Origin of the sequence: Actinopolymorpha sp. B9G3, from assembly GCF_040120725.1 — a bacterium.
Lineage (GTDB): Bacteria > Actinomycetota > Actinomycetes > Propionibacteriales > Actinopolymorphaceae > Thermasporomyces.
Map to the genome: position 1 here is coordinate 128,732 of NZ_JBEEAB010000008.1, position 13,735 is coordinate 142,466.

At 69.0% G+C, this 13,735-nt stretch carries 10 protein-coding genes; 3 read left to right on the plus strand and 7 right to left on the minus strand.

Translation table 11 applies throughout. From position 1 onward, the window contains the following. Nucleotides 1-2 precede the first annotated feature (2 nt). A complete protein-coding gene (locus tag ABNF93_RS16170) occupies nucleotides 3-938 on the minus strand; it encodes a tyrosine-type recombinase/integrase (RefSeq protein ID WP_349328892.1) in 936 nt (311 codons plus the stop codon). 203 nt (nucleotides 939-1,141) lie between these two features. Here ABNF93_RS16170 and ABNF93_RS16175 point away from each other — a divergent pair, with 203 nt between their 5' ends. Continuing rightward, nucleotides 1,142-2,347 carry an MFS transporter gene (locus tag ABNF93_RS16175; protein ID WP_349328893.1) on the plus strand — a complete coding sequence of 402 codons (1,206 nt, stop codon included), beginning with the start codon at nucleotides 1,142-1,144 and terminating at the stop codon, nucleotides 2,345-2,347. Nucleotides 2,348-2,381: 34 nt separating this feature from the next. On the opposite strand, the gene ABNF93_RS16180 is transcribed toward ABNF93_RS16175, so the two are convergent. Together ABNF93_RS16180 and ABNF93_RS16185 are read right to left on the minus strand one after the other, a co-directional pair. Further along, a complete protein-coding gene (locus ABNF93_RS16180; protein ID WP_349329021.1) occupies nucleotides 2,382-3,803 on the minus strand; it encodes a N,N-dimethylformamidase beta subunit family domain-containing protein in 1,422 nt (473 codons plus the stop codon). A 180-nt stretch (nucleotides 3,804-3,983) separates the two neighbouring features. Then, nucleotides 3,984-5,969, minus strand: a complete 1,986-nt coding sequence (locus tag ABNF93_RS16185) for an ABC transporter substrate-binding protein (protein WP_349328894.1) — start codon at nucleotides 5,967-5,969, stop codon at nucleotides 3,984-3,986. A 283-nt stretch (nucleotides 5,970-6,252) separates the two neighbouring features. On the opposite strand from ABNF93_RS16185, the gene ABNF93_RS16190 reads away from it, so the two are divergent. Both ABNF93_RS16190 and ABNF93_RS16195 read left to right on the plus strand, forming a co-directional pair. Continuing rightward, entirely contained in the window at nucleotides 6,253-9,018 is a 2,766-nt protein-coding gene (locus tag ABNF93_RS16190; protein WP_349328895.1) for a helix-turn-helix transcriptional regulator, read from the plus strand. Nucleotides 9,019-9,267: 249 nt separating this feature from the next. Next, nucleotides 9,268-9,855 carry a SemiSWEET family sugar transporter gene (locus tag ABNF93_RS16195; RefSeq protein WP_349328896.1) on the plus strand — a complete coding sequence of 196 codons (588 nt, stop codon included), beginning with the start codon at nucleotides 9,268-9,270 and terminating at the stop codon, nucleotides 9,853-9,855. 26 nt (nucleotides 9,856-9,881) lie between these two features. Here ABNF93_RS16195 and ABNF93_RS16200 read toward each other — a convergent pair whose 3' ends face one another. The 4 genes from ABNF93_RS16200 to ABNF93_RS16215 are packed head-to-tail and all read right to left on the minus strand — an operon-like array spanning nucleotide 9,882 to nucleotide 13,633. Further along, nucleotides 9,882-10,874 carry a GNAT family N-acetyltransferase gene (locus tag ABNF93_RS16200; RefSeq protein ID WP_349328897.1) on the minus strand — a complete coding sequence of 331 codons (993 nt, stop codon included), beginning with the start codon at nucleotides 10,872-10,874 and terminating at the stop codon, nucleotides 9,882-9,884. A 35-nt stretch (nucleotides 10,875-10,909) separates the two neighbouring features. After that, the gene (locus tag ABNF93_RS16205) at nucleotides 10,910-12,169 is read right to left on the minus strand and encodes an erythromycin esterase family protein (protein WP_349328898.1); all 1,260 of its coding nucleotides are present in this window, start codon (nucleotides 12,167-12,169) and stop codon (nucleotides 10,910-10,912) included. Nucleotide 12,170: 1 nt separating this feature from the next. Further along, on the minus strand, nucleotides 12,171-12,923 hold the full coding sequence (locus tag ABNF93_RS16210) for a hypothetical protein (protein ID WP_349328899.1): 753 nt from the start codon (nucleotides 12,921-12,923) through the stop codon (nucleotides 12,171-12,173). Further along, nucleotides 12,920-13,633 carry an ABC transporter ATP-binding protein gene (locus tag ABNF93_RS16215; protein WP_349328900.1) on the minus strand — a complete coding sequence of 238 codons (714 nt, stop codon included), beginning with the start codon at nucleotides 13,631-13,633 and terminating at the stop codon, nucleotides 12,920-12,922. Before ABNF93_RS16215 ends, ABNF93_RS16210 begins: the two co-directional genes overlap by 4 nt. Nucleotides 13,634-13,735 lie beyond the last annotated feature (102 nt).

A 13,735-nucleotide genomic window follows, 5' to 3' on the forward strand; every position in this document is an offset into this window, starting at 1 on the left:
GCTCAGTGCCCGGCAAGGAGCAGGCCGATGGCGTGCTCCCGACCCGCGGCGTCGGGTGGGGTGTAGCGACGCGTCGTGTCGAGCCGCTTGTGGCCCATCAACTCGGCGACGGCGACGAGCGAGGCGCCGCCGCGGAGCAGCCGGGCCCCGAACGTGTGCCGGAGGACGTGTGGCGTGACCGGTGGCGCGTCGGCGTCCCCGGCGATGCCCGCTTCGCGGCCGAGGCGTAGGACCAGGTCGTCGACGGATCGGGAGGTCAACCGACCGCCGCGGCGGTTGAGGAAGAACGCCTGGAGGTGGTCGGCACCTCGCCACGTACGCCGTTCGCGGATCCATCCCCGCAGCACTTCGACCGGCTCGGCCCGCAGCGGGACCTCGCGAAGGCTGCTACCAGCGGAACTGCGCACGACGAGGCGGGACTTCTGCCGGCCGACCACCACGTCGGGAAGGTCGAGCGAGACGAGTTCGGCCACGCGTACGCCGGTGTAGAAGAGGGCGTACGCGATGGCCCGGTCGCGCACCGACTCCCGCTCGGCAACGGCGTCGAGGAACCTGCGCTGCTGGTCCTCGTCCAGGATGCGTGGTGCGGGATCCGGCAGCTCCTCCCGCACGACCTCCGCCGGGCCGAGCCCCAGGTGGCTGTAGAAGTGGTCCACCGCTGTCAACATCGCATTGACAGTGGAGGGGCGAGCGCGGCGTTCGCCCGTCACCCAGGCGCGGTACTCCCGCACGGCGCGGTCGCGGGCCTGCCGGTCGGCCAAGGGGTCGCCGCCGCCGAGATCGGAACCACCGACGTCGCCGCCGGACAGCCAGGACAGGTAGCCCGCGACCCGGGACCGGTAGGCCCGGCGGGACTGGTCGGCGAGACCGGTGGCCGTGAGGTGCGCGTCGTAGGACTCGAGAGCGGCGTGCGCCTGGTCCGCGCTGATCAGCGCCACCTGCGATCGACCACCTCTCGCCCTCGAGCTCCGCTGGCGATTCTAGCCTCCCGGAGGCTTCCGATATCAGAAGTCAGCAGGTAGGTTACTTCCGATATTCCGCAGTATCGGCCGAGCAGCGTCGGCCAAACAGTGTCGGCCAAGCAAGGCAAGTGGCGAGCCGACACAAGGGCCACGACAGAACGGCTACCGGGAGGCAGGGGATGGGATCGACGCGGGGGCTCGGGAAGCAGTTCGGCCGGCTGTGGTCCGCGTCGACGCTGTCGCAGTTCGGAGGTGGGATCCACGGTGCGGCCCTCCCACTTCTGGCGGCCTCACTCACCTCGAGCCCCGCCATGGTCGCGGCCGCGGCGGCGGCCGTGGAGCTGCCCTGGTTGGTGTTCGGCCTGCCTGCCGGCGCCATCGTCGACCGCGTCGACTCCCGGCGCCTCGCGGCCTGGGCCGGCGTCGCGAACGCCCTGCTGGTGGCGATCCTTGCCGCCATGGTCGCCCTGGACCGGGCCAGCCTGCCGCTCCTGTTGTCGATCGCCTTCGCCTGCGGCACGTGCGGGACGCTGGGCAGCACCGCCGTGACGACGATGACGCCGAAGCTCGTCGATCATCAACAGCTGGACCGGGCCAACTCCCGACTTGTCACAGCGGGCTCCGCCGGGTCGGAGCTGATCGGACCGCCGCTCGGCGGCTACCTGTTCGGGCTGGTCGCGGCGATCCCGTTCGCGGTCAACGCCGGCACCGCGGCGCTTGCGGCGGCCCTCGTCTTCTCCCTGCCGAGCGTGTTCCGCGACGCCACCGTGGAATCCGTCGGCGCTCGCCCGCGACGGCTCTGGCGCGACATCACCGACGGCGCACGCTGGCTGGCACGCCACCGGAGGCTGCGAGCCGTCACGGTCCTCAGCGTCGTCTTCCTACTCACCGACAGCGCGTGGTTCGCCCTGATGGTCTTGTACGTACGAGACATCCTGCACCTGCCCGCGAGCGCGTACGGTGTCCTTCTCGGCATCGGCGCCATCGGCGGACTGGCCGGCGGATTCAGCGCGGCGCGGATCTCCCGCACCGTCGGCTCGACCGGTGTGTTGCTCGCCAGCCTGCTCCTGTCGGCCGCGGCCGCGCAGGCCGTCCTCGGGCTCACCTCGCACACCATCCTCACCGTGCTGATGCTGGCCGTGAGCAGCTTCGCGTTCGGCGTCTGGAACGTCGTCACGACCACGCTGCGACAGAAACTGAGCCCCTCCGACCTCCTCGGCCGGGTCACCAGCGCGAACCAGACGGCCATCCTCAGCGCCTCGCCACTCGGCGCTCTTCTTGGTGGCCTCGCCGCGAACGCGCTGGGACTCCGCGCGCCCTTCCTGCTCGGCGTACCGCTCCTCGTTCTCGGCGCGGCCTACGGCTACGTCGCCCTGCGCCGGTGAGGCGTTCAGCCCGGGACCACGATGACCGGGCCCCTCAGCGCGGAATCTCGGCCTGGATCATCCGGCCGAGGACGTTCCTGGTGATCCGCCGGACCCGGTCGTCACCGTCGCCGAAGTCGAGGTACGGCGGATTCATGGCCGCCGGAGGGGCCGAGAGCAGCTTGCACCACCAGCACGTCGCGGCGTTGAACACGTAGTTGCCCTTCGCCGCGGTGTAGAGAGTCGCGGCATAACGGCGATCGCTCGGCTCCCCGACGTCGCTCGTCACCTGGCCCTCGGCGAGGACCACAATCGAGTCGTGTCCCGTGGCGACCGGATGACCGTGGTACTCCCATCCCACGAGGTGGGGAATGCTGTCGCCGTGCTTCATCCCCGTGCCGTCGAACACCCAGTGGTCCGGGGCGACACAGGTCCAGTCGGCCAGCCCGACACCGCGCGACGTCGACCCCATCAGCTCGGCCTCGTCGAATCCGCGGTCGACCAACGTCATTCCACGAGGGGAACGGCCATCGGCACCGGGCAGCAGCTCGATCCGACCTGAGACCGAGTTACCGGACAGGAACGCAAGACCGACACCGGCGTCCCTCGCCGCGGTGACGTTGCCGAACATCTCCCGCGTCCAGTACTCGTCGTGTCCCACCGAGAGGAACGCCTTGCTCCGCAGCAGTCCCGCGCCGTCCTCGTGGGTGTCGAGGTTGGAGACGTAGGTGAGGTCGTAGCCTTCCTTCTCCAGCCAGTACGCCAGTGGGAACTCCGTCATCAAGAACTCCCCCGACCCGTTGGTCAACGGTTCGAAACCGGCCGGGATGCCGTTCCAGTACACCGCGTACGGCCGAAAGAAGCCGGCGTCATACGCCTCCTCGCTCCCGGGGTCCCACGGGCTGGTCGGCGTGTCGTACAACGATCGCCACTGCGGCCAACGGTTGTAGGCGGTCCAGGTGAAGTCGGAGACCTGGAACATCACGTCCGCCGGACGGTCGTCACGCACGACGAAGATGATGTACGCCTCGGACTCGGAGTTTCGCCAGGTGCGCAACTTGCCGAGGTAGACACCACTCACCCAGTCGTGCGGAATCTCCAGGCGGACGGTCTCCTCCCACCGGCACTCGACGAGGTGGTTCGGGCCGTCGGCGGGCGTGGGCTGCGGTGTGGCGATGCGGTGCCCGAGGTCGAGCGGGCTCAACCTCCTGACGAGCCGCCCACCCGTGCCGCCGTAGTAACCCATGCGGAAGATGTCGAGCTGGAAACGGTCCTCCGGCTCGGCACTCACGTGGATCGTCAACGTCTGCCCCGGTCGGACGCTGGGGCGCGAGACGTACCCCTGGATTCCGGTCCGGACACGCCAGCCGGCAGCGTACGGTTCGTCGGCGTCGCGGGTGACCTTCGTGAGAATCCAGTCGGTCGTGCCAGGCTTGGCGTTCTCGGCCCGGATGACGTCTGACGGGGTGGCTTCCACAGACAACGCCTACTCCCCGTCGAGATGACTAAGTGCAAGGGGGCGCCGGTGAAGCGAGCGGCTCATCCGCGCCCGGATGGCAAGGCCGAGGAGGAAGGCGCACTGGGTTTGTGCGCCGATCGACGAGAACGCCGCCAGCCGGGATGCGGGGAGCTGCGAGTCAGGCGACTCCCCTTGGACTTAGTCATCTAGGTACCACTGCTCCATGCTGTAGGTCACGATGATGCCGTACACGTCCCTTTTCACGCCTGTCGCGACGTTCTTGACCCGCTTGGTGAAGAACGTCGGCCAGTCCGCCTGCTCGAACGGGTTCAGCATCCACACGTTGTCGCGAATGCTCTTGATGATCCCGTCGATCGCCGCATCACTCTCCGGCGAGCCCAGCCGGGCCGACGTGAACTCGGTGTGCATCTCGAACAACTCGCGCACCTCGGCAGGAGGCTCCTCGCCCTCCTCACCCTTGGTGGCGTGCCACAGCTGCCACTGCGGACCCCAGTTGTTGAACGGGAGGTAGTCGTCCATCCCGGCCGACCGCCAGATCGGATGGTGCACCCAGATGGCCGTGGCCTTGAGCTCGTTGAGCTCCTGCCGCTCACCGAGCACCGTGGCGTCGATCTTGCGGAGCGTGGTGTAGACCCCGACCTCCTTCCAGTACTCGGCCACGAGTTCGGCCAGCGGGATGTGGTTCTCCGACAAGTCCGCCACCTCGAACGGGATGCGGAACCGCTCGCCGTCCGGCCCCAGGCGCCAACCCTCGCTGTCCTTCTGGTCCAACCCCATCTCGTCGAGCAGCCGATTCGCCTCGGCCGGGTTGAACTCTCCGGAGTTGGTCTCCTCCGGAAGCTTGGCGAACTCGCCCAGGTAGAAGTTCTCGATCAGCTCCTCGCGGTTCATGGCAAGGCTCAGCGCACGCCGGAAGCGCACGTCACCGGTGACCTGTCGCCACACCTTGTCGGTGTGGGTGAGGTTCAGGAAGATCGTCGTCGGGATGACGTGCTGGTTGGGGATGAGGATGTTGATGTCGCCGCTGTCGGCCTTGTCGGCGAACAGCTCGAGCTTGCGGAAGGTCGCCCGCTCACCGAGGTAGTCGAACTCGCCGAAGAGGGCGCGCGAGGTCAGAGTTTCCTTGTTCTGTACGACCTGCGAGCGGATGCCGTCCATGTACGGCAGCTGGTTGCCCTCGGCGTCGACCTTGAAGTAGTACGGGTTGCGCTCGTAGTTGAAGGTTCCGCCGTTGACCTCCTTGAGCACCCACGGCAGCAGTGTCGGGTGCCCAAGGCCCTGCTCGGTCGTGGCGTTCCACAGCCAGCTGGTCAGCTGCTTGGCGTTGAACAGGTTGAACCATTCACCCTCTGGAAGTGAGGCGTCCTTCACCAGGGCGGCCAGCTTCGCCTTCGACGCGTACTTCACATGGAACTGTTCGAGATAGTGCCGCGGCTTGATGATGTCGCCGTACCCTCGCCAGCCGAAGATCGCCAACTGCATGGGGAAGGTGCCATAGCTCTTGTCGAACGTGAGGCTGAACGTCCAGTCGTCGATCACCTCGAGCTTCGCCGGCGCGGCGTCCGCACGCTTACCCGCCTGCAGGTAGTCGGGGAAGATCGGCGTGATGTCCTCGTTGTGGAGCACGTCCTCGAAGGCAAACCGCACGTCGTCCATGGTGACCGGCTCACCGTCGGACCAGCGCAACCCCTGCCGCAGGTGGAAGGTGTAGACCGAGTCGTCGGTGTTGGCCTCCCATTCCTCGACGACGTTCCCGTGGATCCCCGGCTTCTCGTCGAAGTCCAGACCGCTGGGCGCCCAGATCAGCGGCTCGTTGATCCCGATGAAGATGATCGGATCGCCCGCCGGCGACTCCTGGGCCAGCTGGAAGGTCCCGCCGAACTTCCCGGGCCGCATCCGCGTGAACTTGTCGTCCACCAGGATGCCGGGATTCACGACGTACGGCTTCTTCGGCAGCCGCTCCTTCAGCGCGGGCAACTCACCCGACTTCACCTGCTGGGCCAGGATCGGGGACTCGCGGAACTCACCGGGCATCTTCCGGCTCGGCGCGGCGTCCGACGGTGCCCGGTTGGAGCCGTCTCCTGAGCAGGCGGTCGCGACCGCGCCCGTTGACATCAGTGCGAGGCCGAGCAGATTGCGACGAGTGAACGCGTTCTGGAACACGGTGCCTCCTCAGGGCATGAGTCCACCAGTTCGTGCGCGGTACGACACTGCCTGGGGAGCCGCCTGTCAAGGACAGTTCAGCCGGGGACCCCGAGATCCTGCTTCTCCAGTCCAAATCGGCCAACTCGGCCGATACATCACCGCGACAGGAGTCACGCACGGCGCACACATTTTGGGGCGCGTGCAACGCTGGTGGCAGGTGGTACGCCACGCTCCACGATCGGCCTTCGACCCACCTGCGATCCGACTCCGGCCCAGCTTCGATCCGTACGGGGGACTACTCATGATCCGAACCCTTCTGCGAGGACGTTCAGCAGAAGTGGGCACGGCTCACCAGGTACTCGCCGACGCCGCCGCAGCGCGACAGTGCGCGGTCGTCGTCGTCAGTGGCGAGCCGGGCATGGGCAAGACCGCCCTGCTGGAGTCGATGGTGGCCCAGGCTGAACGCGCCGGATATGTGGTGGGGGCGGGGAAGGCCGAGGAACTGGACCAGATCTCGCCGATGGCGCCCTTGCTGCTCGCGCTGCGGTCCAGCCGCCCGCCGCTGCTCTCGGCGGACGACTTCGCCGCCCTTGGGCCCCTGTTCGACCAGCAGCTGTGGCTGGTGGATCGGCTCGCGGCGACCCTCGAGGACCGTTCCCAGGACGCTCCGCTCCTCGTCGCGGTCGACGATGTGCAGTGGGCGGATCCGTTGACGCTCTTCGCCCTGCGGCTCCTTCCGCGCCGCGTGGCCACCTCGCCGATCGTCTGGCTCCTCACGGTTCGTCCGGACAGTCCGGGAGTGAGCGACCTGGCCGCGGCAGTGGGCCGCGACGTGCCCGTACGCCACATCGAGCTCGGACCGCTGTCCCGCGAGGCGATGCTGGCTCTCGCCGAGGACCGGCTCGACCGGCACCCTGGGCCGCGGCTGACGCGCCTGCTCGAGGGAGCCGGCGGCAATCCCTTCCTGGCCGTGGAGCTGGTCGAAGGCCTGGTGAACGAGGCCCTGGTCGATGGCGAGGATCTCGCGCCCACCGGTCAGAAGGTGCCGACCCGCCTCCGTCACGCGCTGCGGGGACGAATGCACGGATCGCGTACGGGCGCATGGGAGCTGCTCCGTGTGGGCTCGGTCCTTGGCGACACGTTCAACGTCGAGGATGCCGCGGCACTGCTCCGCGAGCCGACCACCACGCTCCTGCCCAAGCTCGAGGATTCGGTACGAGACGGACTCCTGCTCGACGACGGACACCAGGTGGCGTTCCGCCACGACCTGATCCGCGAGGCGGCCTATGAGGATCTGGCGCCGTCGGCACGCCGTGTCCTTCACCGGTCGGCGGCCGAGCACCTGCTGGCGACCGGACGCTCCGCCGTCGAGGCCGCGCACCATCTCATGGTGGGCGCAACGGCGGGAGATCGGCAGGCGGCCGGGGTGCTCAGGCATGCCGCGGCCGACGTCGTGCCGCGGACGCCCACGACCGCCGTCAACCTGATCACCCGTGCGTACAAACTCCTCAATCCGCGGGATCCGCTGAAGCTGGAGGTGGGCCAGGATGTCGTGGACGTCTTCGTCCACGCGCGGCGGGTGCAGGATGCGATCTCCGCCGCCGACGAGCTGCTCCGCTCCGCCCCGGACAACGAGACGGCCGCACGTATCCAGTCCCAACTCGCCCGGCCGCTGTGGGATCTCGGCGTCGACGAGGAACTTCTCGCCCGCGTCGACGCGGCACTTCGCCTCGACGGGGTGTCGGCGCCGGTGCACGCGCTGCTGCTGGCCCAGCGCGCCCTCGCACTGGCGCGCGGCGACGATCCCGAGGGTGCCAGGGAAGCCGGCAGCGCCGCCCTCATGGAAGCCGAACAGCTCGGGCACCGCGACGCTCGGGCGACCGCCCTGCGCGCGCTCGGACATGCCGCGACCACCGATGGACGGTTCGCCGCGGCGCTGGACCACTTTCAGCAGGTTCGGGCGTTACTCGGCGGTCTTCCCCAGGCAGGGGAGCTGGTGGCGCTGGGACACCTCGACCGGTACGAAGAAGCGCGCTGGGGCCTCGCCGACGCGCGTCGCCAGGCCGAGGAGCACGGCGGGGCCTGGGAGGTGCCGGCCTTCGGCTGGTGGCAGGCCGCACTCGACCTCGCGGCCGGGCGGCTGGACGAGGCCGAAGCCGGAGCGCTCACCATCGTGGGACTGGCCGAGGACCTGCAGGAGTACAGCTATCGCGTACAGGCGTACTCCCTGCTCGCCCGCATCGCCCTGCTGCGTGGCGATCTTCGTCAGGCCGACCGCCATCTGCACGAGGTCAGACGGTGGCGGAGGTCGGAGGTCCGGTTGGGTTCGGCGCAGGGCGCACTTGCCGAGGCGCTCTATCTCGACGCCTCGGGAAACCCGGCGGGTGCAGCACATCTGCTCGCCGATGCGGCGGACTCGCCGGCGGCACTGACCCGTCACACCTACAGCGGGTATCACGCGGAACTGCCCATCATCGTCCGGATCGCGAGGAACGCCGACGATCCCGATCTTGCCCGGCGGGCCGCTCGGTTGGCCGAGCTGTACGCCGAGCGCAACCCGGGGGTGCCCACCATCCAGGGCGCCGCGGCGCACGCGCGGGGTCTGGTCGCCGACGACGTGGAGCTCCTCGACCGGGCCGCCACGCTTCTGCGCGACAGCCCGCGTCCCCTGAGTCGCGCCATGGCCGTGGAGGACCACGGCCGGGTCCTGCTCGCGCACGGTCACCGAGACGCTGCGGTCGAGCAACTCGATCTCGCCTGGGACACCTTCGTCGGTCTCGGCGCCACCGGTGAGGCCCGCCGGGTGCAGCGCCGCCTTCAGACCGCGGGCGTACGGCGGCGGCGTTGGCTCACCACGGCGTCACGGCCGCGCTCGGGGTGGCCGGCGCTGACCGAGACCGAACGCCGGGTCGCCCAGCTCATCGCCGAGGGGCGTACGAACCGTGCGGTGGCACAGGCGCTCTTCCTCTCGCCGAACACCGTCGGCACGCACCTGCGTTCGATCTTCGGCAAGCTCCGGGTCAACTCGCGGGTGCAGCTGACCAGGGTGGTCCTGGAACACGCGTAAAGGCTGAATCGCCACAAGGGCGCCGCCTCGCCGCCGTCCCGACGTGAACGACTCACCTGTTCAGGTGAGGTCGCTGCACGTTGCCGGTGCTCCGCTGTGCGTACGCCCTCCTGCATCTGGTGCGAATCTGCGATCTGCCGAAGCGCCTTCGGGCTGAACTCTTGTGAATGCGGCGCGAATGTCCGCACCGACCGAAGGACCTAAGTCACAAGCCCGGGGCCCCCCTCCACGACCACGAAGGCAACGCTCATGATCGTTGGTGTCCTGACCGCCGTCGCGACGTCCGTCGGACTGGCTCAGGCGCTCGCCCTCCTCGACCAGACCCGCAAGCTGCGGCGCGCGGGTTCCGCGCGCGAGGTCTCCGTCACCTTCCTGGCGGCATCCCTGACCGGCAGCGTGATCTGGTTGGCCTACGGCCTGCTCCGGATCGATCCTGCGCTGTTGATCGTCAACTCCGCGGGGCTCTTCGGGGCGAGTGCGACACTCGTGACCGCACTGCGCTTGCGTCGCCGTCACCCGGCCGCAGGGGTCGAGGCGCGTCCGCAGGCCGGTCTGGCCATGGAACCGGCATCCGCCATGGCATCGGCGGCCGGCAGGGAATCGGCGACCGGCAGGGAATCGGCGACCGGCAGGGAATCGGCGACCAGCAGGGAATCGGCGACCAGCAGGGAACCTGAGCCGCGCCCGCAGCCCGACGGCGTGGCACCGCCAACCCGGCTGGGTCCCACGCGGCGAGTGGGATCCGCGTGCCCTCCCACGCCGGCGGCCCCTCGCGTCGAGCACATCCGGCTCTCACCTGCGGTGGGGCGGCATCGCGATCTGGCCATGCTGAACTGATCCGACGGTCACCGAGCGCCCCGTGATCATGAAGGTTCTTGGGGCGTATACGCCGATCTTCCTTCATGATCATGGAACAGGTAGGGCACCTGGAGCCATCCGCCGACGTCGACGCGGCCGGCGCGCGCGGCGGCTTGCCGGGCGCCGCGATTGTCGGCGTGGATCCTGCCGATCAGGACGCGGGTCTCGTCCGGCACGGCACGGGCGAGCAACGTGGCGAGGTGTGCTCCGTAGCCGCGCCCGCGGAACCTCGTGGCGAGGACGAGCTCCTTGACGACGTACGCCGGCATGCCGAGCGTTTCTCCCTCGGTGCTCACCGCGACGTAGCCGGCCCACTCACCCCCGACCGTGACGTCGAACAACGTGCCGGCCGCGAAGTACTCCTCGAGATCGTCGCGGTCCGAGAGCACCGCCTGGTGCGCATGCGCGTGGTGCTCGGAATCCACGTCGTCGTACGCCACCCGGGCCTCGTCGTAGTACGCCAGGGACGAGGCCGGTGCGAGGGCCAGCTCGTCTGGTACCACCTGGCCGGTCCCGACGCGGAGGTCCCGCACCGGCGCGGCGACAGACCGCCGGTCCCGCGCAGTTCCCGGGAAGTAGTCGACCGGCTCGGCACTCCACAGCCGCAGATAGCGCGGTCGCAGCGGCGCGAAGGGCTGCGCGCATGCCCGGGCCAACGCCGGCAGGTCATCGGCCCTGAACGGTCGACTCGTCACCGTCGCGTCCACGAACGGCCTGGTCGGGTCTCCGCCCTCGTACCTCATGCTCGCCATCGCGAAGAGATCCTCGCCAGCGCCCACCCACCGGTTGAGGAGTGTCTCGGCAGGTTGACCGGGCGCGAACCGCAGCGTCCTCGACGCCGCGAGCTCCAGGTCCGTTGCCAGGGCCACGTCGTCGAACCGCTGCGCGGTCAGCAGCTCCATCCGCACGCCGTCATCGACCCACAAGCGGGTCAACGGGTGTTGGGCGGTCAGGAAGTAGCCGGCCAACTCCCGCGCCGTCGGCACGCGTGGACGCATAGGCCGAACGTTAACCCGACCAGGGGCCGAGGCGGTCACAACGGTGCGACCGGGCCGGCGTGTGGCACGTACACCAGGGCGTCGTACGCATGGGCAGGCACCATCGTCACTGTGTAAGCCCAGCTCAGATGCCGATAGATCGGCCGGAAGCTGTCGCCGACGCTCCCCATCCGGGTCTTGGAGCCAAGCAGCTCACGGTTGCCGGCCCGTGACGAGGCTCGCGCCACGTCGACATATCCCCACCGCTCGTCGCCGAACAGCTTCGCCAGCGGCGTGTCATGGCTCACCGTGAACCGCCGACGTTCGCCGGAACCCTCGTCCCTGCTGACGAACGTGCTCGTGCCGAACTCGGTGCCGATGGAGAAGTAGTCCTCACCGTACGCGCGGGCCAGCCGCTCCCCCATCGACGCGAACCCGAACGCCGCGCCGGTCTTGTCGATGTGGCCGTTGTGGCCGGCGACGACGACCTTCCTCCGTCCGTGAGCGTTCTCGAGGTCGGCCATCCAGCTGACGTTCTCGGCCATCCAGGCGTCCCGCTTGCGCGCGTAGTCGTTTCCTGACGTCTGCAACTCGGCCCCACGCCAGATCGTCTCGGCGTGGTGCACGGCGAGCGCGAAGGACTCCGGTGAGCTTGCGTTCACATACGCCTGCCGGTTCGCCCTCATCCGGACGACGAGCCGCTCGGCCGCGTCCGCGGCGGCGGCGACTTTCTCCTTGTCCTGTTCGGATCTGGTGGCGTCGGAGAGGTCGGCCAGTGACTCCGCTACCGGGCGGACCTGATCGGGGTCCACGGTCGCGAGATAACGCAGGAGGCGGGCCTTGTTGTGGTCATAGCGCTGCATGTCGAAGCCGTAGAGGCGCACCTTGTCACCGGCAGCCACACTCGCGTTGTGATCATGGATCCACGCGAGCAGGTCCGCGGTCTCGCGCGTCCGGTAGATGTCGAAGCCGAGGGCCTCGGCCGCGGCCACGGCACTGCCCCGGCCCGTCAGAACGTAGTCGTTGGCGACGGCCGTACCGCCGAAGTCAGCCTCCAGGGTGACGGTACGGAAGCCGTGGTCCCGCACCAGCCTGGCGATGATCACCTTGCGAATCCGCACGAACTCCCGGTTGCCGTGCGTCGCCTCACCGATGCCCACGACCCGGTTGTCGGCGGCGCTGTCGAGCGATGCCTGCTCGAGCGGGACCACCGCCTCTGAGGTCACCCGGGACATGTCCACGCCGCAACCTGTCGTGATCAGGGCCAGACCCACAACAACCCCGCCGAGAATCGTGCGGACGAACGACGTTCGCACGTCAGCTCACCTCCCTGCGAACCGTGCGTACGACACCGATGGCCGTCGGAACGGCGATCCAGCAGAGCATCGACGTCGCCAGGCGGGCGGCGTCATCACCAGTCATGTCGCCGGACATCAGGGAGGCGGCATTGGTGTTCAGGTCAAGCCATCCGGCCAGAGCTTCGCCGGCGGCGCCGAGCCTGCTGACGACGGACCACAGGACCGTGGTCGACAGGCAGATCACGATCGCGGCAGGTGCGTTCAGGAGCAGCATGCCCAAGGCGAGGCCCATCGCGACCACGAGCACGTTCGACGCGGTCCAGGCAAGCAGGGCGCCCGGCGCGACCTCCCAGGTCGCGGGAACGTCCTGAACCCTCCCGATGACGGCCGTCACGGGTACGGCGACCAGCATCGCGAACGCCGAGGCGGCGACGGCCAGGATCAACGGTGGCAGGCATTTCGCTGCCAGGACCCGCGCACGTCGAGGTTCGAGCGCGAACGTGGTCAGGGTGGTGCCGTGGCTCCATTCGTTCGTCACGGTGAGGATTCCGAGGACGGGGAGCAGGGTGCCGAACCCGATCCCGGCCGTGCCGACCAGGGTGTGCCAGTGCGGGCCGGTGACGAGGCCGCGCCCGACGATGGCTCCGAGGGACACGAGGATCAGGATCCCCGTCATGACCATGCCGGCGCGGGTGTCGAAGAGCTTGCGGGTCTCGACCGACAGCAGGCGAGGGAACGGGATCGGTCTTCCTTTCGGGTGGGCGCGGTTCATGCGGCACTCCGATCGGCGTTCGCGGTGAGTTCGAGAAAGGTGTCTTCGAGGCTCCGGCCCCGACTGAGTTCGTCGACGGCGCCCTCCGCGAGGACGCGGCCGCGGCCGATCATCACGATCCGGTCGGCGACCTGCTCCACCTCGTGCAGCAGGTGCGAGCTGAGCAGCACCGAGCACCCGGAGTCGGCGAGGTGCCGGAGCAACCCGCGCATCCACTGGATTCCCTGCGGGTCAAGGCCGTTGGCCGGCTCGTCCAGTACGAGCACCTTGGGGTGGCCGAGGAGGGCGTGGCCGATGCCCAGGCGCTGTCGCATTCCGAGCGAGTAGCCACCGACCCGTCGGCCGGCCTCTCGGCTGGTCAGCCCCACCAGGTCGACGATCTCGTCGACCCGCGACCTCGGCAGGTCGAGCAGCATCGCCCCCAGGGTCAGGACCTCCCGCCCGGTGCGGCCCGGATGCTGGGCGCTCGCGTCGAGCAGTGTGCCGACCTCGGCCCCCGGGCAGTCCAGGTCCGCGTACGCCCTGCCGAGCACCGTGGCCGAGCCCGACGTCGGGCGGGAGAGGCCGACCAGGATGCGCATGGCCGTGGACTTTCCGGCACCGTTGGGGCCGAGAAACCCCGTGATGCTTCCTGGTTCGACGGTGAAGGACACGTCGTCGAGCGCCTTCACCTCGGTGTAGATCTTGCTGATTCGCCTGAGTTCGATCACAGACCCAAGTCCACCTGCTGCCAGGCCGCCGAGCATCGAACCCAGGGCGAGAACTCCGAGACGCGGGGACAGGTCCGCCGCCCGCGATCGAGACCTGCGGCC